Origin of the sequence: Neobacillus rhizosphaerae (assembly GCF_050477885.1) — a bacterium.
In the GTDB taxonomy this organism is placed as follows: Bacteria; Bacillota; Bacilli; order Bacillales; family Cytobacillaceae; genus Neobacillus; species Neobacillus rhizosphaerae_A.
In genome coordinates this window covers 1-24,225 of the sequence record NZ_JBCNAC010000043.1, presented here as the reverse complement: position 1 = coordinate 24,225, position 24,225 = coordinate 1, and the positions used below count along the sequence as shown (strand labels likewise).

25 protein-coding genes and 1 pseudogene are annotated in these 24,225 nt (G+C 37.2%); 20 read left to right on the top strand and 6 right to left on the bottom strand.

Annotated elements, in window-relative coordinates:
* The first annotated feature begins 44 nt into the window (after nucleotides 1–44).
* From ABES03_RS05905 to ABES03_RS05845, 13 genes are all read left to right on the top strand, one after another.
* Entirely contained in the window at nucleotides 45–824 is a 780-nt protein-coding gene (locus tag ABES03_RS05905; protein WP_430116027.1) for an enoyl-CoA hydratase/isomerase family protein, read from the top strand.
* An 11-nt stretch (nucleotides 825–835) separates the two neighbouring features.
* Complete coding sequence (locus tag ABES03_RS05900; protein WP_430116025.1) at nucleotides 836–1,810, top strand: quinone oxidoreductase family protein; 975 nt, start codon at nucleotides 836–838, stop codon at nucleotides 1,808–1,810.
* Between the two features lie 79 nt (nucleotides 1,811–1,889).
* Nucleotides 1,890–2,885: a phosphotriesterase family protein gene (locus ABES03_RS05895; protein ID WP_430116023.1), complete on the top strand. Its 996-nt coding sequence runs from the start codon at nucleotides 1,890–1,892 to the stop codon at nucleotides 2,883–2,885.
* A gap of 287 nt (nucleotides 2,886–3,172) precedes the next feature.
* On the top strand, nucleotides 3,173–3,874 hold the full coding sequence (locus ABES03_RS05890) for a winged helix-turn-helix domain-containing protein (RefSeq protein WP_430116021.1): 702 nt from the start codon (nucleotides 3,173–3,175) through the stop codon (nucleotides 3,872–3,874).
* The gene (locus ABES03_RS05885) at nucleotides 3,846–5,276 is read left to right on the top strand and encodes an ATP-binding protein (protein ID WP_430116018.1); all 1,431 of its coding nucleotides are present in this window, start codon (nucleotides 3,846–3,848) and stop codon (nucleotides 5,274–5,276) included. The genes ABES03_RS05890 and ABES03_RS05885 overlap by 29 nt, the downstream gene beginning before the upstream one ends.
* A gap of 164 nt (nucleotides 5,277–5,440) precedes the next feature.
* Entirely contained in the window at nucleotides 5,441–6,892 is a 1,452-nt protein-coding gene (locus ABES03_RS05880) for a S1C family serine protease (protein ID WP_430116015.1), read from the top strand.
* Between the two features lie 45 nt (nucleotides 6,893–6,937).
* A complete protein-coding gene (locus tag ABES03_RS05875; protein WP_430116013.1) occupies nucleotides 6,938–7,351 on the top strand; it encodes a hypothetical protein in 414 nt (137 codons plus the stop codon).
* A gap of 95 nt (nucleotides 7,352–7,446) precedes the next feature.
* Complete coding sequence (locus ABES03_RS05870) at nucleotides 7,447–7,581, top strand: RAxF-45 family protein (protein ID WP_430116011.1); 135 nt, start codon at nucleotides 7,447–7,449, stop codon at nucleotides 7,579–7,581.
* Nucleotides 7,582–7,737: 156 nt separating this feature from the next.
* The gene (abc-f, locus tag ABES03_RS05865; protein ID WP_430116009.1) at nucleotides 7,738–9,618 is read left to right on the top strand and encodes a ribosomal protection-like ABC-F family protein; all 1,881 of its coding nucleotides are present in this window, start codon (nucleotides 7,738–7,740) and stop codon (nucleotides 9,616–9,618) included.
* Nucleotides 9,619–9,736: 118 nt separating this feature from the next.
* Nucleotides 9,737–11,062, top strand: coding sequence for a Na+/H+ antiporter NhaC family protein (locus ABES03_RS05860; RefSeq protein WP_430116007.1), 1,326 nt, complete (start codon nucleotides 9,737–9,739; stop codon nucleotides 11,060–11,062).
* Between the two features lie 115 nt (nucleotides 11,063–11,177).
* On the top strand, nucleotides 11,178–11,756 hold the full coding sequence (locus tag ABES03_RS05855) for a YitT family protein (protein ID WP_430116004.1): 579 nt from the start codon (nucleotides 11,178–11,180) through the stop codon (nucleotides 11,754–11,756).
* A gap of 126 nt (nucleotides 11,757–11,882) precedes the next feature.
* The gene (locus tag ABES03_RS05850) at nucleotides 11,883–12,560 is read left to right on the top strand and encodes a response regulator transcription factor (protein WP_430116003.1); all 678 of its coding nucleotides are present in this window, start codon (nucleotides 11,883–11,885) and stop codon (nucleotides 12,558–12,560) included.
* Nucleotides 12,553–13,779, top strand: coding sequence for a sensor histidine kinase (locus ABES03_RS05845; protein WP_430116001.1), 1,227 nt, complete (start codon nucleotides 12,553–12,555; stop codon nucleotides 13,777–13,779). The genes ABES03_RS05850 and ABES03_RS05845 overlap by 8 nt, the downstream gene beginning before the upstream one ends.
* Before the next feature lie 21 nt (nucleotides 13,780–13,800).
* On the opposite strand, the gene ABES03_RS05840 is transcribed toward ABES03_RS05845, so the two are convergent.
* The 4 genes from ABES03_RS05840 to ABES03_RS05825 are packed head-to-tail and all read right to left on the bottom strand — an operon-like array spanning nucleotide 13,801 to nucleotide 16,159.
* Nucleotides 13,801–14,364 (bottom strand): ferric reductase-like transmembrane domain-containing protein, encoded by a 564-nt coding sequence (locus ABES03_RS05840; protein WP_430115999.1) that lies wholly within the window; start codon nucleotides 14,362–14,364, stop codon nucleotides 13,801–13,803.
* Nucleotides 14,357–15,247, bottom strand: coding sequence for an FAD:protein FMN transferase (locus tag ABES03_RS05835; RefSeq protein ID WP_430115998.1), 891 nt, complete (start codon nucleotides 15,245–15,247; stop codon nucleotides 14,357–14,359). Before ABES03_RS05835 ends, ABES03_RS05840 begins: the two co-directional genes overlap by 8 nt.
* A 28-nt stretch (nucleotides 15,248–15,275) precedes the next feature.
* The gene (locus tag ABES03_RS05830; protein WP_430115996.1) at nucleotides 15,276–15,524 is read right to left on the bottom strand and encodes a hypothetical protein; all 249 of its coding nucleotides are present in this window, start codon (nucleotides 15,522–15,524) and stop codon (nucleotides 15,276–15,278) included.
* A 14-nt stretch (nucleotides 15,525–15,538) separates the two neighbouring features.
* A complete protein-coding gene (locus tag ABES03_RS05825; RefSeq protein WP_430115995.1) occupies nucleotides 15,539–16,159 on the bottom strand; it encodes a stalk domain-containing protein in 621 nt (206 codons plus the stop codon).
* A 140-nt stretch (nucleotides 16,160–16,299) separates the two neighbouring features.
* Here ABES03_RS05825 and ABES03_RS05820 point away from each other — a divergent pair, with 140 nt between their 5' ends.
* Complete coding sequence (locus tag ABES03_RS05820) at nucleotides 16,300–16,806, top strand: mismatch-specific DNA-glycosylase (RefSeq protein ID WP_430115992.1); 507 nt, start codon at nucleotides 16,300–16,302, stop codon at nucleotides 16,804–16,806.
* A 40-nt stretch (nucleotides 16,807–16,846) separates the two neighbouring features.
* On the opposite strand, the gene ABES03_RS05815 is transcribed toward ABES03_RS05820, so the two are convergent.
* Complete coding sequence (locus ABES03_RS05815) at nucleotides 16,847–18,712, bottom strand: terpene cyclase/mutase family protein (protein WP_430116045.1); 1,866 nt, start codon at nucleotides 18,710–18,712, stop codon at nucleotides 16,847–16,849.
* An 86-nt stretch (nucleotides 18,713–18,798) separates the two neighbouring features.
* Between ABES03_RS05815 and ABES03_RS05810 the strand changes: the two are divergent.
* The 6 genes and pseudogenes from ABES03_RS05810 (at nucleotide 18,799) to ABES03_RS05785 (ending at nucleotide 23,660) form a co-directional block, all read left to right on the top strand.
* Nucleotides 18,799–19,925: pseudogene (locus ABES03_RS05810) on the top strand (DUF2515 family protein).
* Complete coding sequence (locus ABES03_RS05805; RefSeq protein ID WP_430115990.1) at nucleotides 19,852–20,304, top strand: CBO0543 family protein; 453 nt, start codon at nucleotides 19,852–19,854, stop codon at nucleotides 20,302–20,304. Before ABES03_RS05810 ends, ABES03_RS05805 begins: the two are co-directional and overlap by 74 nt.
* Nucleotides 20,305–20,545: 241 nt before the next feature.
* Nucleotides 20,546–20,986: a peptidylprolyl isomerase gene (locus ABES03_RS05800; protein ID WP_430115988.1), complete on the top strand. Its 441-nt coding sequence runs from the start codon at nucleotides 20,546–20,548 to the stop codon at nucleotides 20,984–20,986.
* 129 nt (nucleotides 20,987–21,115) lie between these two features.
* On the top strand, nucleotides 21,116–21,904 hold the full coding sequence (locus ABES03_RS05795) for a divergent polysaccharide deacetylase family protein (protein WP_430115987.1): 789 nt from the start codon (nucleotides 21,116–21,118) through the stop codon (nucleotides 21,902–21,904).
* A gap of 127 nt (nucleotides 21,905–22,031) precedes the next feature.
* Entirely contained in the window at nucleotides 22,032–22,784 is a 753-nt protein-coding gene (locus tag ABES03_RS05790; RefSeq protein WP_430115984.1) for an exodeoxyribonuclease III, read from the top strand.
* A gap of 105 nt (nucleotides 22,785–22,889) precedes the next feature.
* The gene (locus tag ABES03_RS05785) at nucleotides 22,890–23,660 is read left to right on the top strand and encodes a class I SAM-dependent methyltransferase (RefSeq protein WP_430115983.1); all 771 of its coding nucleotides are present in this window, start codon (nucleotides 22,890–22,892) and stop codon (nucleotides 23,658–23,660) included.
* A gap of 50 nt (nucleotides 23,661–23,710) precedes the next feature.
* Here the strand turns inward: ABES03_RS05785 and ABES03_RS05780 are convergent, their stop codons facing one another.
* The gene (locus tag ABES03_RS05780) at nucleotides 23,711–23,848 is read right to left on the bottom strand and encodes a hypothetical protein (RefSeq protein ID WP_430115982.1); all 138 of its coding nucleotides are present in this window, start codon (nucleotides 23,846–23,848) and stop codon (nucleotides 23,711–23,713) included.
* Nucleotides 23,849–24,225 lie beyond the last annotated feature (377 nt).

Genomic DNA, 24,225 nt, shown 5'->3' with positions numbered 1-24,225 from the left:
AGAAACCATTTAACTATATTATTTTAAATGAAAGGAAGATGTATATGACTCAAGAACATTTAATTGTTGAAAAATTAGGACCGGTACTTTCTTTAACCTTAAATCGACCAGAAAGCTTAAACGCCTTTAGTCCAGAAATGATAGGAGGATTAAAGGATGCGCTTTATAGTGCACAACAGGATGAGGACGTGCAGGTCATTGTTTTATCAGGAGCTGGCCGTGCTTTTAGTGCTGGTGGTGATGTTAAAACCATGGGGCAGGCAAAGGGTGTTCAAGTATACGACCATATTGGCAGACTTAATGAACTTATCTTACTAATGAAAGATACGGAAAAACCAATAATTGCGGCTGTACACGGGTTTGCGGCGGGTGCAGGTGTAAACTTAGCCCTAGCATGTGACTTAATTGTGGCGGCTGAAGAAAGTAAATTTGCCTTAAGCTTTTCACAGGTGGGGCTGGTTTCCGATGGGGGCGGTTCTTATCTACTACCTAGGTTGATTGGGCCACATTTGGCAAAACAATTCTTTTTTACAGCTGAACCAATTCCAGCAGAACGATTATATCAGTTGGGGGTCATAAATTACATTGTTCCAGTAGAAAAGCTTCAGGAGGAAACAACGAAATTTGCTCTGAAATTAGCACATGGTCCTGGGAAAGCATATGGAAAGCAAAAGAAGTTAATTGATCAAGCATTCACATCCTCACTAGAGGACATTCTTGAGCAGGAGCGTTTGATCCAGACACTGATGGTACAAACAGAGGACCACCAAGAAGGTATTGCAGCATTTAAAGAAAAAAGAAAACCAGCATTTAAAGGGAAGTAGGAGATGAATTTATGAAAGCAGTACAATTAAAGGAATATGGTGGGCCAGAAGTATTAAATCTGGTGGATATTGATAAACCTGTTCCTAAAGGTCACGAAGTACTTATAGAAATTAAGGCAATTGGTGTGAACTATGCTGACACAGCGCGAAGGGAAGGACAATATGTGGTAAAAACACCTCTTCCTTTTATACCCGGTGCTGAGATAGCGGGGATAGTCGCTGAAGTAGGAGAAAAAGTAACAAAAGTAAAGCCAGGTACAAGAATTGTGACGTTAATTGAATCGGGAGGATATGCTGAATTTGCCATTGCGGATGAACGTGCTTTAATCCCAATCCCTGAACATTTAGATTTTCATACGGCAGTTGCACTGCCGCTCCAAGGTTTAAGTGCGTATCATATTTTAAAAACAATGGGACGTTTAGAAAAGGGGGAGAGTGTCCTCGTTCATGCTGCTGCGGGCGGCGTAGGTACCATTGCTGTACAGCTTGCGAAATTGTTCGGTGCTGGAAAAATAATTGCTACCGCTAGTTCCGATGAAAAATTAGCGCTAGCTCGTGAAATGGGAGCAGATGTACTAATCAATTATACTGAGCCTGATTGGGAACAACAGGTTCTCGATGCAACAGGGGGTAGAGGAGTAAACGTTGCCCTTGAAATGGTCGGCGGAGAAGTTTTCAATAAAACCGTCAGGTGCCTTGCCACATTTGGTCGACTTGTCATTTTTGGTGCAGCAAGCGGGGAACAAAGTCGTTTCTATCCATCGTCACTAATGGCCAGAAATCAATCAGTTATTGGTTTCTTCCTGCCACAAATTATGAGAAAACAAGAATTATTGCAACCTAGTTTAGTAGAGCTTCTTACCTATTTAGGTGAAGGGAAACTAGAACTTACAATAGGTGGGGTTTTCCCATTAGAGGAAGCAGCACAGGTCCATACCCTTTTACAATCACGGAAAACACAAGGAAAACTGATTTTAGAACCGTAAACAGTTATCACCTAGTCTACCCATATGAATCTAGTTATTTTTCTCATTTTAGTAGAAAATCGAAAGGGTGAACCAATTTATGAAAAATGTTGAAACAGTTACAGGTCCAATTCCCGTTGAAAAGCTAGGAAAGACACTTATTCATGAACACTTTATTTTTGGATACCCAGGATTCCAAGGTGATGTAACACTAGGTCCTTTTAAGGAAGAAGAGTTCTTAGAAGCAGCTATTGCTGTAGCAAGACAAATGCAGAGTTTTGGTGTTCAAACGGTTGTTGACCCGACTCCAAATGAATGTGGTAGAGATCCACTATTCTTAAAAAAAGTATCAGAAGCAACTGGATTACAAATTATTTGTGCAACAGGATACTATTATGAAGGGGAAGGGGCTCCTCCATACTTCAAGTTCAGACAGGCATTAGGTACTGCTGAGGAAGAAATTTATGAAATGTTTATAAAAGAGATTTCAGAAGGAATTGCCGGAACAGGAATTAAACCAGGCATTATTAAGCTAGCATCAAGCAAAGACCAGATAACTGAGTATGAAAAAATGTTCTTCCGTGCTGCAGCAAGGGTACAAAAGGAAACGGGCATCGTGATTTTAACTCATACACAGGAAGGAACAATGGGGCCTGATCAGGCGAGAATGTTAATTGAACTTGGTGCTGACCCAAGTAAGATTATTATTGGTCATATGTGCGGCAATACTAACCCTGAATATCATAAGGAAGTCATGGACCAGGGAGTCAGAATTGGGTTTGACCGTTTTGGAATCCAAGGAATGGTTGGAGCACCTTTCGATCAAGAAAGAGTAGCAACCTTAATGGATTTATTAGATGCAGGCTACGAGGATCAAATTTTACTAGCACATGATTCTGTTAATATTTGGCTGGGACGTTCTCCAATTATGAACGAACAAGTGATGAAAATAATGGAGAACTGGCACCCAGGTCATATCTTTGAAAACATCCTACCAACACTTAGGGAAAATGGCGTAACCGAGACACAAATCGATAAAATGCTTGGTGTAAATGCTGAAGCATTATTTACAGGAGCACCGGCAAAAGTGTTCTAACTTTACCCCAAAAGAGGACTTGAATATCAATTCAAGCCTCTTTTTTATGCTTTTGGCTATGTTAAAGCATTATGTTGATTTAACACACCTGTTGGAGCGGAAATATTAAAAAACTATGAACAAAGTATTAATTAGTCGGGAAGAATGATCTAATATGTTGATATGCAAAAAATTTGAGATAAACTAAATGTAAGAATCAATTATCTATAGTAAATGGATTGCAGTTCGAGAATGGTGAAGAGTCCTAAACAAGGTACTTCCACGTTGCTAGTTAGGAGATGGGCATTTTGAAAATATTAGTGATTGAAGATAGTAAGAGTGTTTGCTCAATGATTGAAATGTTTTTTGCAAAGGAAGGAATTGAAGGTGAGTTTGTAAATGATGGTCTAGAAGGCTATAACCGCTTTAAAAGTGGTACTTGGGATGCACTAATTGTTGATTGGATGTTGCCTAGTATGGATGGAGTAACTATTTGCAGGAAGATTCGCGAAGAGAAGTTTACTGTTCCGATTATTATGTTAACTGCAAAGGATAGTGAATCTGATCAAGTGCTTGGACTAGAAATGGGTGCAGATGATTATGTGACAAAGCCTTTTAGTCCTTTAACACTAATGGCAAGAATTAAGGCGGTGACTCGGCGTTTTCAAACGCAAGTACCAGCGGAGCAGAAAAATATGGTTCAAACAGAATATTTTAAGGTCAATAAAGATACTAGAGAAGTGATTGTTGACGGTACTCCGATAACCAACTTAACACCAAAGGAATTTGATCTTTTGTACTTTATGGTGGAACATCCACGACAAGTATTTTCTAGAGAGCAGCTACTAGAAAGTGTGTGGGGATATCAGTTCTACGGCGATGAAAGAACTGTTGATGTTCATATTAAGAGACTTCGGAAGAAGGTTGAGACCACTTCACAGCCATTTTTTCATACTGTTTGGGGAGTAGGGTATAAATTTGATGAGTCCATCAAAACCGATCAAGTTTAGATATTTCTATCAGCAGTTTTTTAGCCATATTAGTATTATTATTGTTGCCTTTTTAATTCTAAGTCTCTTGTTTGCTCATTACGTGGAAAATTTAGTTTATCAGAATAAGGCAGATGAACTTATTTCGTATGGTAAAGCCATTTTAACAGATATGAAAGAAACTCCTTTCGCGACTAAAGAAATTATGAATCAATATAGTACGGTATTAGCTGCACGAAAAATGAGTTTTAGTATGTTCGATGAGGATGGAAATCTTTATTTAGTCGGGAAACGCGGACCAGCTATTAAAGGGTTATCTGATAAGGAATGGAAGAAAATTACCGAAGGACAAACACTCATAGTACAAAGTGATTTTAAAAGGTTTGGGCAGGAGGGGGTAACATTTGTTGTTCTGCCCTATCATGATAATGGGAGATTTGTTGGCGGAATTTTGTTAACTTCCCCTATTAGTGGTTCTAGCGATATGATTCGTCAAATCAATAAATTTTTACTCTATACGATTTTAATTGCCTCCGCTGTTTCGTTTTTATTAAGCTGGTTTTTATCAAGAATACATGTAAATCGTATTAAACGTCTTCGTGAAGCGACATCACTTGTATCAGCGGGGAATTATCATGTTAATGTAAAATCATCCAATTTTGATGAGATTGGTGAGTTAGCAAATGATTTTAATCATATGGTGGATAAGATCAATACTTCAATGGAGGAGATAGAGAGTCTTGAAAACAGAAGAAGGCAGTTTATGGCAGATGTTTCTCATGAGATGAGGACGCCATTAACCACCATCAGTGGTGTGATTGAAGGATTGAGAAATAACATGATTCCTGAGAAGGACAAAGAAAAGGGCATCAATCTTGTAAGTCATGAAGCCAAAAGATTAATTCGGCTTGTCAATGAGAATCTTGACTTTGAGAAAATTCGTTCCAATCAAATCCAATTGTTTAGAGAAGATATTCAGCTTTTAGAAGTATTGGAAATCATTCAAGAACAATTAATGTTACAGGCTGAAGAGAAAAATAACATGCTCAATGTCGATGTTGAGCCAGATATCATGGTGAATGCCGACTATGACCGCCTTGTTCAAATTTTGATTAACATTACCAAAAATAGCATTCAATTTACTACCAATGGAACCATTTGGTTAAGAGGAAAAGAGGATGTGAACTGGGTTATTGTTGAAGTGGAGGATACTGGGATTGGGATTGATCCAAATGAACTGGAAAATATCTGGCGTCGTTTTTACAAAGCAGATATCTCAAGAACAAGTAACCCTTATGGGGAGTTTGGGTTAGGTCTTTCGATTGTAAAACAATTGGTATTGCTGCATAACGGTGAAATTGAAGTGTTTAGTGAAAAAGGAAAAGGGACCAAATTTGTGATTCGTTTTCAAAAAACACGCTGAGGAGAGCTGCAGATTATGTCTGTAGCTTTTTTTAATAAAATTCATTTTTCTTTCTTATAAATTTTCATAACCCGTTACAGATTGTTAATAATTTCTTAAGATTTGTCGGCTAAAGTATAGATAAGTTAAAAAGAATTTGACAACCGAAAAGGAGATCGATTGTAATGGATCGTTTGAATGAAAATGAATTTGAAAGAAATGAATCTAACTTATCTGAGATGACAGAAAGTACAAATACTAGTGAAACTTCAGAATTTGACAATAGGGAAGGAGATTCGAATGCGGTTGACGCGACTTTCAGTGCGGTGGGTAACGAACACGAGAGGGAAAATGTTCAACCAATAGAATCTGAAAAAGTGTCGGATGAAGTCATTCCCGCGATAAGCGAGCAGATTCGTCCTACCAAACAATTAAGAGGAGAAAATCGTAAGAAACGAAATGTAAAAGGGTTTGCTTCTACCCTGGCAGCAGGAATAATTGGATCTGTTTTGACTTTGACGGTTCTACCACATACAGAATATTTTAAAAACCAATATCCTGTGGGAGAAAATCAACAAGTAAACAGGTCGGGACAGAGTGGGAATAGTGCAACATCAGTAAGACCCGTATCGGCTCAACCTACTGCTGCTTCATCAAACTCCATAGCAGATACAGTTGAAAAGATTTCAAAAGCGATTGTCGGAATCGTCAACTACCAGCAGCAGCAGCAGAACAACTTTTACGAAAATCAAAATTCAACGCAAAGTGTTGAAAGTGGATCCGGTTCGGGTGTTATTTTTCAAAAAAATAAAGACATCGCTTATATCGTTACCAATAATCACGTTGTTGAAGGGGCGTCAAAACTTGAAATTTCATTGTATGATGGAGAAAAGACAACCGCAGAAGTAGTTGGAACAGATGCTCTTACAGATCTTGCAGTATTAAAAATTGATGCCAAATATGTCACTTCAACAGCAGACTTCGGAGATTCATCTACACTACGACCAGGTGATCAGGTCTATGCGATTGGAAATCCGCTTGGCTTAAATCTTTCAAGAACTGTTACTCAAGGAATTGTTAGTGCAACTAACCGGAGTATTTCTGTCACTACTTCAGCAGGTAATTGGGATACAAATGTTATTCAGACTGATGCAGCGATCAATCCTGGAAACAGTGGTGGTGCCTTAATCAACCCACAAGGACAAGTAATTGGTATTAATAGCTTAAAAATCTCAGAGAGCGGTGTAGAAGGATTGGGCTTTGCTATACCTAGTAATGATTTCATCCCTATTGTGAACCAATTAATTAAAAATGGTAAGATTGATCGACCATATCTAGGAGTTGGACTTGCTGATTTAGAGGAAGTACCACAAATGTATTGGCAAAATCTCCCTAACAATATAAAAAACGGTGTTATGGTTATGAATATTGATCCAAGTTCTGCTGCAGCAAAGGCGGGATTTCAACCAAAAGATATCATTGTATCGATGAATGGAAATGCCATTGCTAATTCATCTGATTTAAGAAAATATCTGTATTCAAAGGTTCGCACAGGTGATTCAATTAAATTTGAAATATATCGTAATGGGAAGCTTATCACGTTAAATGCAAAATTAGTCAATAATAGTGGTGCATAATTAGAGGTAAAATAAGACCAATAATAAGGGTCTTGAGGTGAAAACATGAATAGGGTCGGAAAATACGCGATCAGTGAAGTAGTAGATGATTTAGAGCTAATGAATATGGTTTTTGAATTACCTGAAAAGGATAAAATGATTATGTGGTCGGAAGGTTATATCGATCATGTTATCGATAAATTGCCCGAATATGCCCGTGACATCTTAGCGAATCGAAAAGAGAAGTGGGAAGACACAAAAGAATTTTATGAAAAGAAGCTTGAAGAAATTGTAAACAAAAATGAGTTTAAAAAAATGCTCAAGAGCGAACGGAAGGAGTTCGCCCTATTCGTAAAGGAACAATATCAAGAGTACCAATCATTGTTATTCTTAATTTACGATAGTAACTTAAAGGATGATGACTTAAGAAAGTTTGTATACCGAAGAAGGTTTGGAGCAAATAAAAGGTATCTACATTAGGGGTTTTGCGGAATAGTCTGAAAAAATAGGCTTGCAATTAATAGGGGAAAAAATTACAATAAAAGTAACTTGATTGGAAACGGGGGTGGGAAGAGATGAAACGTTCTATTTTTGTTCGCGTGCAATGGCTTGAAGCGCTATATTTTTGTCGCGCGATTTTTCATGATGTGGTTTTTAAAGGGGGAAATCTGCCCTTTTTTAGAAACTTCATAATGAATTTAGAACGATAACACATCTCTTTACCCACAATAAATAGGTAGTTGAGAGTGCAATCGCCCGCACTCTTTTTTCATGCTTATTTTTAGGCCGCGGGAAGGTTAGATGCCCGTGGCCTTTTTATATAAAGAGAGTGTTCATCTTAATTATAAATTTAAAGGAGAATGAACATGATCATTTGTAGTGTAAATCATATAGCAAAATCCTATGGTGGAAATCTGATTTTTAAAGACGTATCATTAGAGATTCTAGAAGGAAGCCGAATTGGACTCGTCGGCCGTAATGGTGGCGGAAAAACAACCTTAATGAAGTTATTAGCTAATCAAGAAACAGTGGATGAAGGTGTTATCCATTGGAAAAAAGGGTTGAAAATTGGATATTTGGCACAGATTGCTGACTATAAACGCCTAACGGTTAAGGAAGTTTTAAAAACTGCTTTTGCCCAATTAATAGAAGTTGAAACAAAACTTCAGCAATTAGAAATAGAAATGGGGCAGGAAATCGCTCCACATTATTTGCAAAGATTAATGGATCAGTATGGAAAGCTTCAGGATGATTTTATATTAAATGGCGGTTATGAAATGGACGCTCAATTGGAGCGGATTGCAAACGGCCTCAATATTACCAGCCTCCTTGACAAAGACTTCTCATCTCTAAGCGGCGGCGAGAAAACGAAGGTAGGTCTTGGTTTAAGCTTACTAATCAATCCGGATCTCCTTTTACTCGATGAACCAACCAACCATTTAGATCTTAAGGCAATTGAATGGCTAGGTACATTTCTTAATGAATTTAAAGGAACGATCGTTCTTATCTCCCATGACCGTTACTTTTTAGATGAAGTAGTTAATAAGGTGCTTGAAATGGAAGATGGAGAAGTTGATTTGTATCATACAAATTTCAGTGGTTATGTAAAAGAGAAAGAAGAGCGGTTATTAAGAGAATTTCAGGAGTATCAGGAACAACAACGAAAAATTAAGAAAATGAAAGAAGCGATTAAGCGGCTTCGCGATTGGGCCAATCGATCCAATCCTCCGAGTGCTGCCCTTCATAAACGTGCAACCAATATGCAAAGGGCACTTGACCGAATCGAAAAACTAGAACGTCCGAAGCTTGATGTGAAGAAAATGGCGATTGACTTTGAGACCAATGACCGTAGCGGTAAAGATGTAATTGTTCTAGAAGATGTATCGAAGATATTCGGTAATCGAACCCTTTTCGAAAAGGTCAATATGCTTGTTCAATATAAGGACCGTGTGGCGATTGTCGGTGAAAACGGAACGGGGAAATCGACACTATTAAAAATGATCCTAATGCAAATGGAAGCAGACAAAGGAATAGTTAAAGTAGGAAGCAATGTTAAAGTGGGTTATTTATCACAGCATGTCTTTGGGGACATTGGTGATGAATCGTTAATTGACGTTTTTCGTTCTGAGGTTGTGGTAAACGAAGGAGAGGCACGTCATATTTTAGCTCGCTTCTTGTTTTACGGACCTGCTGTATTTCGAAAAGTAAATCAGCTTAGCGGTGGTGAGAGAATGCGGCTAAGGTTGGCTCAGTTGATGTATCAGGATATCAACCTGCTGATATTGGATGAACCAACGAACCATTTGGATATTGATTCCTGTGAAGTACTTGAAGAAGCACTTGAACAATTTAACGGAACAATATTAGCTGTTTCTCATGACCGCTTCTTCCTCAATAAATTATTTAATAAGATTTATTGGCTGCAAAATGGCTCCGTTCACTTTTTTGATGGTAACTATGACTGGGCAAAAGAGAAATTGAGGGAATTTGAAACAAAACAAATTTATAAAACACCCACCAGCACTTCAAAACCATCTCTACAAAGAACAAAAGGAGAAGAGAAGTATGTGATGAAGGTGGATGACATCGAAGAGAGAATAGAGAAAATTGAATCGGAGTTACACCAGCTTAAAAAAATGCTTGAAGAAGTGAGTGAGCTCGAGTTACTGCAAAAAATTTATTTGGAAATAGAAAACAGGGAAATTGAACGAGACCAACTATACATCTTGCTAGATGAAGTTGTGTAAACAGTTCGTATGGATGGGGCCGCCAATTTATGCGGCTCTATTTTTTGTAAGGGGACTTTTCGAGTGTCGAAATTTTTCTTATAATTAGTAATGTTCTTTATCTGAAGGTGGTGATTTTATGGAATCTAAATTTACTGTCAAGCAAGTATTGTTCCTACTTTTTGTTACAATTTCAGGGGTCATCTGGTCTGTAAGTTTTCATCACCCTCTTTTTGCTGGTTTTTTTCCGGGGTATGTAATTTTGGTATTACTTGCAAGAAAAAAATACAATTCATTAAAAGTTATACTTCAAATTAGTGTAAAGGGAATCCAAAAAACAAAAATTGTCATTATTATACTTTCTTTAGTTAGTCTTTTACTACCTTCTTGGTATTTAGCAGGAACGATTGATCAGATGGTTAAAATTGCACTTTATATAATTAATCCACACCATTTTATTATTCTGTCATTCCTGGTTGCCATGTTTTTCTCGATGCTCCTTGGTACAACAGTTGGTACGTTAAGTGCGATTGGCATTCCTATTTTAGGCACTGCTGCAGTCCTTCACCTTCCAACTGAGATAGTAGCAGGAGCATTAGTGTCTGGTGCTTTTGTCGGTGATCGAACATCACCGTTTTCAAGCAGTCATCAATTGTTATCACATACTGTTGAAGTGCCGGTAAAAAAACAGTGGAAGGCTATGTTATGGACGTCCATTTTAGCAATATTCGTTTGTTTCAGTTTATATGGGCTTTTTGACTTCCTTTACTCCGATAATTCAGTAATTCACTCCAAGTCCATTACCTGGGGGGAGATTTCTGTGATAACATTTATTCCACCTATGGTCTTAATTGGAATTGTGGTTTGTCGGTTTAGCATTATATATGCTTTCCTTGCTAGTATTCTATCAGCAGCTATGGTAGCTGTAGTTAAAGGGGCAGCTTTTTCAAAGATAATCTATGTATGTTGGTTCGGAATAAATGGTCTAGGCGGAGGCTTTGTTCATATGTTCGAATTGCTGCTATTTCTCGCTTTGGCAGGGGCTTATAATGGATTGTTAGAAGAATTGAATGTGATTCAGCCTTATTTAGACCAATGGCTACAGTCCTCACGTTCCTTGATGAATGATACAGTAAGAACAATTCTGGCAACGTTACTAATCAGTGTCATAGCTGCCAATCAAACACTCCCCATCATCTTAACAGGGAGATCCTTTTTACCGCATTGGTCAAAAAAGTATGGAAAAGAAGAGCTAGCTAGAGTAATGGGTGATTCAACTATGTTATTCCCTGGAATGGTCCCGTGGAGTGTTCTTGCTATCATGTGTAGTACAATAGTAGGTATCCCCTTAATGAAATACCTACCATATGCTTTCTTTTTGTGGGGTTTACCATTTCTAACTATCTTATCCTCATTTTTGAAACAAGTCCTATTCCGAAAAGAAAAAACTGATGCAACAATGTAAAACGAAGTCATTTGGCTTCGTTTTTTTGTTGATCAGAGGTCTCTAATTCGATTGAATGATTTCTTAGTTACTGTCATATAAGTGATAGTAAAGAATTAGGACAAGGAATGATCATATGCTAAAGAAATTGGCTATAATCGGATTTGGCAGTACTATGCTAGGAATAGGTATAAATGGCTTTATCCTTCCTTTTCATTTAATTAATGGAGGACTATTTGGAGTTAGCCTATTAATAAAGTATTTATTTGGTTTTAAAGCGGGAATTATTTTTATTCTTCTAAACATCCCTATTTATATGTTTGCTTATAAATCCGATCGACTGTATTTTTTCAACGGATTACTGGGTGCAATCTTATCAGGCTTTATGATTGAACTGTTATTTCCCTTAAACGGAAGATTCCATTTACCGATTTTAAGCAGTGTAATAGTCGGGGCAATCATCATTGGAATAGGTGTTGGAGTCATGCTAAGAAACCATATTAGTCCTGGCGGTATGGACTTGCTCGCACTATTAATCTCTAAATGGTCAAAAATAAATGTAGGCGTCATTATGGTTTTGATGGATGGCATGATCATACTAACTGGGCTTGTTCTTCTCCAAAATGCTAGACTTCTATATTCACTGGTTGTCATTACAATTGTTGGTCTCCTTGCCACGATTATTACTTCTTACCGTAGAATACATATACTTTAGGATTCAGATAATCTCTCTTAAGGACAATCAAAAAGTCTATACATTTTGTTCACTTTTTTTCACTCCATTTTCAGAAAAGCTTGATATGATTAAAATAATCGGATTTCTTGAAATGGGGTGGCTATATTGAATATTTTGCTAGCGGAGGACGATGTTCGACTAGGGAAGTTAATGGCCCACTTACTGCAAAAGGAGTTCCACCGTGTAGATTGGGTGAAAAATGGCCATGACGCATATGACCATGCCAAAATGGAGATTTATGATGTTGTGATCCTCGACTGGATGTTACCTGGGGAAAATGGTCTATCAGTATGTAAAAGATTGCGTGAAAGAGGGATTCAAAGCGGAATCTTATTTGTTACGGCTAAAGATGCTAATAAAGATATCGTTTCGGGTCTAGATTCAGGTGCGGATGATTATATTGTTAAGCCATTTGAATTTAATGAGTTAATAGCAAGGATTCGAGCGATCAGCAGAAGAAAAAATAAACCCCTCGAAGTGCTCGTTTCCATGGATGATTTCACTTTAAACTTACATACCCATGAACTCATTCGGGGGAACAGTGTAATTGAACTAACTAAAAAGGAATACCATCTTCTCGAATTATTAATGCGCAATCAACATCAAGTAATGACGAGAGAAGTTTTGTTCGAAAAGCTGTGGGGGTATGACACAGAAGTGTCAGATAATGCGTTAGATGCTTTGGTTAAGTTAGTTCGAAAAAAAATAGATTTGCCTGGTAAACCTTCTTTTATCCAAAACGTCCGGGGAATCGGATATAAAGTGAAACACTCGGATGTTTAAGCAGGTTCGAACAAAACTAACCATTAGTTATACGTTATCACTTGTCATCCTACTTATTTTGTTTATTGGCTTGTTATATCTTTTAATTTCACATGAAATAAATGAAAAACAAAGAAATGACTTACTCCATTATTATGACAAAGAGAAAGTAGAAATGATTGAGGAACTATATGAAAGAGACCACCATGGCTTGGAATATGAACCGAATCGATCAATCTTCTATTATGTGTACAATCAACAGGGAGAACTTGTATTTGGGGAGGAAACCATTCAAACCTTCTCCAATTGGCTTAATCAATATAAAAGTATTAGTGGAGATTCAATTTCTCAAAGAATAACGTGGAAACAACGTCATCTACTTTTTATTAAAGAACCACTTGAAAGCTATGGATTTATCATACTTGGTATGGATATTACGAGTGAGAAGCACCTTATACAAAATATTACTTGGACCCTTATTGTGTTAACACTATTGTTTAGTCTTTTATATACTTTTCTTGGCTATTATTTTGCTGGACAAGCGATTAACCCAATAAAAAATGCCTTTCAGAAGCAAGAGAAATTTGTTTCAGATGCCTCGCACGAATTAAGGACGCCACTAAGCATTTTTTATAGCTCAATTGATTTGCTTTTAAGAGAGGAAGAGAAAAACATAAGCGCCTATGGAAAAGAAGTTCTCCAAGACGTGAAAACGGAAGCAATCCTAATGAGCCATTTAATTAATAATCTTTTAGAGTTAGCGAGAAGTGATAAAAACCAATTAATTCTAGATATGAAGAGAGTACATTTGTCTGATTTACTGTTTTCAGTATATATCAGGTTTTCGAGAAAAATTGATACCCAAATTCAATTCGTATCAAATATCCAAGATGATGTGGATCTCATTTGTGATCCAGTACGAATACAGCAATTGCTTTACATTTTATTGGATAATGCTTTGTGTTATACAAACGAAGGAAAGATTACTCTTTCCTTAAAACTAGAAGGAAATAAAAGGATTATTACTGTTGAGGATACAGGTAGTGGCATTTCATCTAGGGATCTTCCATATATATTTGACCGTTTTTATCGAGCGGATTTATCAAGAGAAAAGGGAGGAGCTGGGTTAGGACTTTCTATTGCTAAATCAATTGTTCAAGCTCATAAAGGAAAAATTTATGCCAACAGCACTCCGGGGGTGGGCAGCGTGTTTACGGTTATTTTTGAGGAAGAAAGATAAACGGCAGCCTGATTCTGCCGTTTATCTTTTCAATTCCTTTGTTCTAGGAGTCTGTTTACTCATAATTGATTCCATGATTCTAATAAAAAGAAGCAAGATTACAAAGGAACTGGAAGTTAGGTAAATAACTAATGCCCAGCTTTTAGAAGAATCGGTCCCAATTGCCAGCCCATGCACAAGCATAAATATCCATGCAGGGATTACTGTAAGATGGATTTTTTTCCATTTTCGGATTCCTAATTTTTTAATAAAAAAATCCGAGGAGCCTATCACTATAAAAAATAGGTAAAATGAAAGAGTTCCAAGTGCTGAATACAAAGGTTTATTATTTGCGTGAAAAGGTAGGAGAAGATCACTTAGAGAATAAGGAACATACTGATCACGCCAAATTAGAATGATGTGAAAAATAATTGTTAGCATTCCGTACCAGCCACTAGTTTGATGGTATGATAGCAGAGCAGCTTTCTTTTTTTTCATTATAGAATAGGTGCTAAATAAACCAATAATTAGGGATAGAGTGAGAAAATAAAAGGCTAAAAACCCAGACGCACGTATCAACGTCCAAACTGAGAGGTATTCACTCATTGCACGGTCCTCCGTTATCAAGTAGTATTTTTCCTTGATTATTTACTAGTAGATAAGAGCAGGTTGGATCTAATTGCTGTAAATGAGTCTTTATTAGAGCTTGTTCCACCATAAGACTTACTTTGGCTCCTACCTCTGCTTCAAGGAGGTTATTGGAAATAACTGTCGCTTGTATAATGCCGTTATCTGCAGGTATACCTGTTTGTCCATTTAAGATATGGTGTTTTCTTATTGATCCTTGCATCCAGCTTCGATAAATAACGTTGGAGGTAGCGATGCCTCCATTTTTTATATTGAAGTGGGCAATTTCTTTCTCATTATGATAGGGATGGCTCACTCCGATTCTCCAATCCATAGTGCCATCAGACCATACTGTAATATCCCCACCACCATCAACTATTCCAGCTTCTGATTTACCTATATTTTTTAACCATTGAGCTGCTGCTTGAACGGTATATCCTTTTCCAATTCCACCCAGGTCTATTTGCCCTTCAGCTACTCGCAAAACAGTTTGTTTATTCGAATGAATCAGGAAAGGAGAATGATCTATTTCAGCAACTGGAGAATGCAAATGGTATTGTTTGGAGTCTGTATTGAATGGAAAGGATTGTTCATAACCATGGAACTGCATTTGTAATGAAAGATAGGGAGAAAAGAGTCCCCTCGTCTTCTTTCGAAAAGCTTCTGCTTGTTTAAGGACGTCAAATAGAGGGCCGGAAAGACTCATTTCCTCACCTACCTTTAATTGGTTCAAACGATCCAATTCATTGCTTTTTCGAAACCTTGACCATTCATTTTCCACATATCGGACCCATTCCTCCATTACTACCTTCCAAGCTGAAATCTTACAATTATAGATAGCAAAATAAAAGTTTGTGTTCATAGCGTCCAATGAGAATATATCTAGCCATTCATGATCTCCGTGTATTCCTATCACTTTGCATCACGCTTTCTGAGATAACTGCCCCATTAATTGAAAAATTGGACCAATCTAGCTGTGCAAATTCTTTTTCTTCTTTGCTCATCGACTTCTTGATGATTGTTTCTGAGTTTGGCAATCCCTGACTAGGTTGATTTACACTAATTTGACTAATTACAAAAGCTGAAAGGGCAGTACCGGTAATCCCAAGTATCCACTTTGATTGATTTGATTTAACCATTAATATCACGCTCCTTATTGAATTTCTTCTAATTCCATTCCTTTTTGAGTAATATCCCATTTAATACGGTAACCGAAGGCATTTGCAGCAACAGAGATTGGTAGATAAATTGTATTTTCATAGGGTACAGCTTGTGTGGGCATCGGAGTTTTGACCCTATTTTCAAAAGCTGCGTTTGATCCTGCTTTAACAATCAGCTCTATATTTCCTTTAGTTAGAACGGAAATTTCACTATCTGGATAGAAGGCAGCCTTTGCTCCGATTGCTTTTGCTATTTCGTTTGCTGAGATTAGTATCTGTCCATCTTGAGGGATCATATAAATTTCTATCTTGTTTTGATTGAATATGACAGGAACCTCTGAAGGCTCTGAAATAGGAAGTAGATTATTAGGATTGTTTCTTGGTTGCCTTGACCATAAATTCCAAAATTCTGTTTGTTGTTGTTTTTCCCTTTTAGGGACCTCCAATTCATCCACTACATCAAAATTGTCATCTTCATCATCTTCTTGATAATATTCGTGTCTGTCCTCCTCGTGATGTTCTTCACCATCATCTGCTATGACGCTTGATCCAATTGAAAGTAATGGTAGAATGACGGAAAAAAGGATCATTAATTGTTTCCATTTTTTATTCACATTCCATACCTCCTTACATCTTTGTTTGCAGTTTAGTCCATGACTCTGAAAAGAAACTGAAAACTATATGGTAAAATATAAAATAAAACCTATTTTTTTAATGAAATAAAAGTAAGGTTAAAAGCCGGAGGTGAAGTAGAATGAAACTTGTTAATGACCACTTAAAGAAAGGGTTAGAAATTTTGTTTGTTGGCTTTAACCCCAGTATCCGTTCTAGTGAGGTAGGGCATCACTATGCTAATCCAAATAACCGATTTTGGAGAATTTTATCCGAAGCAGGGATTACCCCTCGGAAATTTGAGGCAGAGGAAGATGGAAAACTGTTAGAGTTAGGATTTGGTTTTACGAATATTGTCCAACGTCCTACGAAAGCAGCGGATGAAATTACGAAGGAAGAGTACAAAGAGGGAAAAGAAATATTAAAAAGGAAAATTGTCCAACTTAAGCCTAAACTAGTTTGCTTTGTTGGAAAGGGTGTATACCAGCAGTATAGTGGTTGTAAGTCCGTTCTATGGGGGGCTCAAAAGATATCTGTAGTACCAGGAACAATTGATTTTGTAGCTCCATCTTCGAGCGGACTAGTTAGAATGAAAATGGATGAAATTGTAGAAATCTATAAACAGTTAAATCAATTAATGACCAAATAAAAACATCGACGGAAACAGTTTACCGTCGATGTTTTTATTTTTAGGTACCAAATTTTTTATGATAGTGTGACAGGACTAAGAGTGGGAAAATATACCGATAACTATGATAGTGAATGTAAAAGCCTCCCGCCATTCCTTGTCCTTTTGGATATGAAGTAGTCCAATCATCTTTTTCGAGTGATTCAAGTAAGTAGCGGATACCTCTTTTGATATCAGATGTTGGTTTATTTGAGGTGGAAATTAATGCGTCTAGTGCCCAGGAAGTATGTGTTAATGTGCTTGCATTTAATGGGATAAACGTTTTCTTACTATCACTATGGCATGATTCTCCCCAACCCCCATCCGTATTTTGAATCTCACGTAACCAAGTGACAGCTTTTACAATAGAAGCATGATTGGAAGGAACACCTGCCGGTAATAATCCCGTAACTGCTGCCCACGTTCCGTAAAGATAACAAATCCCCCATCTACCATACCAGGAGCCATCCTTTTCTTGATTTCGTAGCAGCCATTGGACGCCTTGCTTGATAGAGGTGTGGTTTTTTGAGAGGTTAGTATAATTTCCGAAAAATTCAAGTGTCCGACCAGTGAGATCAGCACTTGAAGGGTCAGCGATCAAGAACTCTGCTTTTTCTATCGGAAGAAATTGTAGTAGTTTTGAATTGGTGTTCCTTTCAAAGGCTGGCCAGCCGCCATCATCATTTTGCATGGACAAGACCCAATTAATTCCTCGGTCCCAGACTGCGGTTTCAGCGGGCACCATTCTGGATAGTGCTCGTAAAGAAGCTGTTGTATCATCGACATCTGGATTTATTGTATTTACATCGGAAAAACCCCAGCCTCCTGGCATCGTTCTAGGGTTATGGACCACCCAATCTCCAAATTTATGGTGCTGTCGTTCAAGAAGATATTGATTGGCTTTCTGAATCATTTCGTCGCTTATAGCAACCCCCGCGGACTGCAAGCTATTGCTAATCAATGAAGTGTTCCACACATTGGCAGTGGTATATTGCATATGCGGCATCCCCTTAATTTCGCACTGCATGGACTTCATTCCGGATATTGCCTTTGTAATAATTGGGTCACTCTTTTTGAATCCAAGAGATAGTAGGGCAAAAATCATTAAAAAAGTACTGCTGTAAAAGCTATAAAAGGTGCCGTCTGGCTCAATCCGGTCAAGCATATACTTTTTCGCTCGATCAATGGCCATTTGGTGAAGCTGTTCGGGTAAGCCAAGTAAGCTTTTTACCCCATCTTCAATAAAAGAGTGCAAGGAACGATAGTCCTGGGAGCGGATCCATTCGCTTTTAATATTTCGTTGTAGATATAAATGAGATAGGTCGGGACTGTTAGGCGTTTTTATTGAAAACTCCTTATCTGTTAATATCAAGATTGGAGTAAGGTTGGCCCTGCCAAAAATTGAAAAGGAATAGTAATTAATAGGAAAGTTTAAGGGTAGGAGGATTACTTCAATGGGTAGTAGAGAAAAGGCAGGCCACTTGTATTGACCCGTTATCGCGAGCATTATTTTTGTGAACATACTAACTTCTTCTAAACCGCCTTTAGATAAAATGAATTTTTGGGCTGCTATAAGCCGTGTATCCCCTTTATCAATCAATCCCGAATAAACACAAGCATAATAGGCTTCAACCGTTGCTGATAGGTTCCCATCGCCTTCATCATAAAAAAGTTTCCAGGCTCCATTTTTTTCTTGTTTGTTAATAATTCTCTTTACTAACCCTTGAATTAAATCTTCATCATTTATTGACAGTGTCCGTAATAAAATAATGGTATAAGCATCAGTTGAAATACCTGTCTCAAAAGGGTAATTCCATGAGCCATTGGGAGATTGATCTTGCCTAAGTTGTCTAATAATCCAATCAATACCCTTACTTATTTCAGTCATCACTGATTCACATTCCTCTCCCTAATATTTTTCTAATTTAATTTATACATATTCTCATCTAGTCAAGAGAATTCGTAAGGGAGGTAATGTGTATTTTATTTACAAGAAATCGAGAGAAAACGGTGATAGAAAGCATAACCCAAGAATTAAAAAAGAAAAATCATCATACGCACTCTTCGTCCAAGCTAATAAAAAGCGATCAAGCCCTTTTAGAAAAAATTAAAACAAAGACACAAGAAATGAATGTCAACAACGTGACAAGAACAAAGGCCTATCTTGACTTTTACCTTAAACATCCTGAAATACATTGGGCGTTCCTTGGCCACATGGTCTCCCGTAATGGTGGATGGAATATGACTGACTTAAAAGGGGAATTTTTACCTAGGTTGATGCAAAAAAGAGAAAGAGATGTATTTTTTAATTTTTTAGAAAGGGCAATTGGCTTATTTTTCAAGACGCTTATCCGCAATTTTTGCTTTACGAGGAAGGTTTGAAACAAAATAAGCCAATGTTTCATTTATTTTCTTATTTTAATATCTCAATCTTTATGGAAACGATTTGGAACCATTTTTGGAGAATAAAAGAACCCAATATTCTTACGATTGCTATGATTATTAATGAACAAAGCTATTTAGAAAAAAGAGTGGTACAAAACCCTCACTATCAGAAAGCAGTATTAACCAAAATTGAATTTTTATTGCAGGACTGGCTTTCCTTTAACCATATTCTCTTTCCGTTTGGAAAAAGAAATTTATCGGGACAAACACTTCATCAGTTCGAATCACTGAATGAGCGGATTTTACTGGGAAAGAGGTTAAATACCATCCTTTTTAAGAATAAAGAGATTTTAAACCAAACAGTTGAGTGGGCAAAAAATCATCCGCATACAGGTTCAAGAAAAGATTATTGGCCTCATATCTTTAATAATGTAAATGAGGGGATACCTGGCTTTGCCTATCAACTTCGCTTAAAGTCCTGCCAACTCAAATCCAAGGCGAGGAAAATTTATAGCCCTTCTTTAGAACATTCGTGGAAAAATGTAAATCATCCGGAAGCGGAAAAAGGTGATTGGTTTACAGATTGGCGAGTGGTGAATTATTTAACGGAAAAAGATGAAATGATTAACGGGGAGATTAAAGATGAATACTGTAAAACACTTGAACGACTCGAGCTGGCAGCCCTTGCCAAAAAAGCGATTCACTTTTTGGAGTAAGCGATATGTTGCATGCATGGTGTTTGCCTCTTTGCTTGGAACCTATATGGATTTATTTTTTGTTGGAAAGCAGTTTTATAGATTTCCAATAAGACCATTTCTAGAAATTTTTCCAATCAATATTTTATTTACGTTAGTTGGTTTACCTATCCTTGTAATTATTTTTTTAATGTCTATTTCGCAGGTAAATAAATGGGGAAGAGCTGGAATCATTCTATTTATAAGTTTGTTGATGTCTATATTTGAGAAATTAGCTGAAGTATTAGGTTTATTCGTCCATTCAGCAAGGTGGGAACACCTGTACACATTTTTGGGTTATTTGTTTTTCTTAGCTGTGATTTCTTTCTATCATGATTGGATAGAAAGAACAAACGAGTAAATACAAAGGCCGGAACAATTTGTCCCGGCCTTTCTGATGCCGACAAATGGGCACCAGACCCCTTCCGTCCGTACAGTGGTTAAGTGTCCCGCAACAAGCGAATGTTCGGAAGGGGTAAAGATATTTTAACACAAAGTAAGTGAAAATATAAATAGGCGAAGCAAAAATGATGTGCCAAACTTTCTTTTATTTTTCAAAAAGTGTATGATAAAAATGATTTTTACATAAAGGAGTGTTTTTAATGGCTAAAAAAGGATACATATTGATGGAAAACGGAGAAAAGATTGAATTTGATTTATACCCTAACGAAGCTCCTGGCACAGTAGCTAACTTTGAAAAGTTAGCGAACGAAGGCTTTTACAATGACGTAGTCTTTCACCGAGTTATTCCTGGTTTCGTAAGTCAGGGAGGAGACCCAACAGGTACTGGTATGGGCGGTCCTGGATACACAATCAACTGTGAAACAGAAGGAAATCCGCACAAGCATGTTCCTGGTTCTTTATCAATGGCTCATGCAGGTAGAAATACAGGTGGTAGCCAATTCTTTATCGTTCATGAATCTCAGCCGCATTTAAATGGTGTTCACACAGTATTTGGTCAAGTGACATCAGGTCTTGAAACAGCAAAAGCAATGAGAAATGGCGACAAAATGGTAGAAGTTAAGGTATATGACGAAGAATAAACAATGAAGGGGGACTATCGTAGTCCTCTTTTTTTTGTCTAAAAATCTGACCATGAAAAATTTCATAAGTTGTGGTAAGGAGACAAAGGAACGGGCAAATTAACTTCAAAGTTCACATTGGGGGTTGCTATGAAAAAGTTTGCTCTAATTTTAATCTCAGCCATATTTCTTACGTTTCACTCAAATGCCCGAGCGGAAAATAACGAACCACCGAAACAATTAAAGGCTTCCATTATTATTGACGATTTTGGCGGTGGTACGGGTGGTGTACGGGATTTCTTAGAAGGTGAGATTCCAATAACAGCTGCAGTCATGCCTTTCACTGAAAATTCAAAGTTACATGCTGAATGGGCTCATAAAAATGGTTTTGAAGTGATGATTCATTTACCTATGGAACCGAAAAGAGGAAAAAGGTCTTGGCTTGGTCCAAAGCCAATTACGGTCGATCTTTCTCCTAAAGAGGTACGAAAGCGGGTTATAGAGGCGACAAAGAGTGTACCGTATGCAGTTGGTCTCAATAATCATATGGGCTCGCTCGCAGTTGAAAATGAAGAAATAGTCCGTGCGATAGTTGAAGTAGCGAAAGAAAGAAAACTGTATATAATCGATAGCGGTACAAGCCCGAAATCTAAATTTCCAGAGATCGCAAAGGAACTTGGTGTACCACTTCTAAAAAGAGATGTATTTTTAGATGACATTTCCTCCTCCTCTTATGTGCATAAACAAATGATCCGTCTGGCAAGGGTTACTGAAATTCAAGGTAAAGGAATTGCCATTGGTCACGTTGGGGTAACGGGGAAAGTTTGTTCAATTGGTATTTTCAGTTCAGTTGAGGAATTTAATAAACGAAATATAAAAATAGTTCCTGTCTCTGAGTTGTTTTCTGGTAAATTAACTGAACAGTATTTTGTACCATGATTGAAAGGCACTCTTGAAAGGTGCCTTTTACTATTTCAACACGAAGTTCTTTCCCAAAGCAACCCAAGCTGGTAAAATGACATCTACAAAGAATGTCATAAAGCCAGTAAGGGAGAAGGAATAATAAATGAAGTTGGTTTCTTGGAATGTGAATGGGTTAAGAGCCTGTGTGAAAAAAGGATTTTTGGATTATTTTCAGGAAGTAGATGCAGATATTTTTTGTGTGCAGGAAACAAAACTACAGGAAGGTCAAATTGACCTTGAGTTAGAGGGATATCATCAATACTGGAATTATGCGATAAAAAAAGGGTATTCAGGTACAGCGGTGTTTACTAAAATGAAACCCTTGTCTGTAAAATACGGGGTAGGTTCTGATGAGGGTGAAGGGGAAGGAAGGATACTTACCTTAGAGTTCGATAACTTCTACTTGGTTAATGTGTACACACCAAACTCGCAAAGAGATCTTGCAAGAATTTCCTATCGTTTAGCTTGGGAGGACCGCATAATTAAATATTTGAAGGAATTAGACGAAGTGAAACCAGTTATTTTATGTGGGGATTTGAATGTTGCTCATCAAGAGATTGACCTACGAAATCCAAAAACTAACATTGGTAACTCTGGATTTACCGATGAAGAACGAGGGAAAATGTCAGCATTACTTCAAGCGGGTTTTGTAGATAGCTACCGCCATTTTTATCCCGATCAAGAGGGGGCATATACATGGTGGTCGTATATGAATAAAGTTCGTGAAAGGAATATAGGGTGGAGAATCGATTACTTTATCGTATCTGACACATTGCGAGATAGATTAAAGTTTGCTGATATTCATTCAGATATTATGGGAAGTGACCATTGTCCCGTAGTATTAGAAATTCATTAGTAGTCATAAAGATTTCTTATTGTAAATCATAAAATAACCGTCATTTTCTTTATGTAGTATGTGTTTTATAGTCTATATATGAAAGTAAATGACGGAGGGATAAAAATGGATATTAAAAGAGATGTACAGCAGCAGTTTGGAAAAAGTGCCGAATCATACGTAAGCAGCCCTATACACAAAGAGGGAAAGGACCTCCAAAAACTATTGCAAATGGTGACTGCCACAGGGGAAGAAGAACTACTCGACGTAGCAACAGGTGGTGGACATACTGCAAATGCCTTTGCATCGATAGTAAAAAATATTACTGCAGTTGATCTGACACCAGAGATGCTTGTTGCTGCAGAAAATTTTATAAAGGGAAATGGTCATCAAAATGTTCGGTTCATACAAGCAGATGCGGAGAGCCTTCCTTTTTTAAATGAAGGATTTGATATTGTAACCTGTCGTATAGCACCGCACCATTTTCCAAATGTAAATCAGTTTATTGAAGAAGTGTATCGTGTACTTAAACCAAATGGACAATTTTTACTCGATGATAATGTCGTTCCGGAAGAGGATCTGTTTGATCATTTCTATAATGCTATTGAAAAAAGAAGAGATTACAGTCACTTCAGAGCTTGGAAGAAAAGTGAGTGGCTTCGTATGCTTGAATTAGCGGGTTTTGAAATATATGAATGTCATCGGTTTGATAAAACATTTCGGTTTGACCCTTGGTGCAAACGAATGAATTTATCACAGGGTGAAAAAGATAAACTATCTGAATACATTCATGGGTCAGATTCAAAAATAAAAGAGAAATTTCGGATTGTCATTGAGGAAGATCAAGTTGTTTCTTTTCAAGGAGAAGCAATCGTCTTAAAAGCAATTAAAAGGTAACAAAAAAGCCCTTTGCACGGTCAGAAGCTTGCAAAGGGCTTTTTTAATGATTAAATGTCATTAAGTGCTGTTCCGATTACATCAAATTCAGGTAACTTTTCACCTTGGGTTGAGCTCTCTAATGAACCTTGGTCTAAAGAATTCGTTAGTCCACCTTCCTCTTCCTTTTTATGAAAGTACGTACTCATTATTGAAACACTCCTTTACGACATGATTTACTAAGTATTTTTTCCTATAAATGATTTTCTAACCATGATAGAAATTTATTGTTGACGAGATAGCTCTAGCATAGTATTATAGTCATTGTCGCTGCTATGAATTGTTATAGATTACTTAAATGAAGGTAAATAAACAATTAGAAAGAAGTTGACACTTTAGCATTCGTTATGCTAGAATAATAAATGTCGCTGATTGATAGATTAATAGAAAAAAGCGAAATTGCACTCTCAAAACTAAACAAACAAGAAACAATCAAACAAACAAAATTTTTTCGTTTCTTTATTGAAACGAAGCCAACGTAACAAAATGAGCTAATCAACTTTCTTGGAGAGTTTGATCCTGGCTC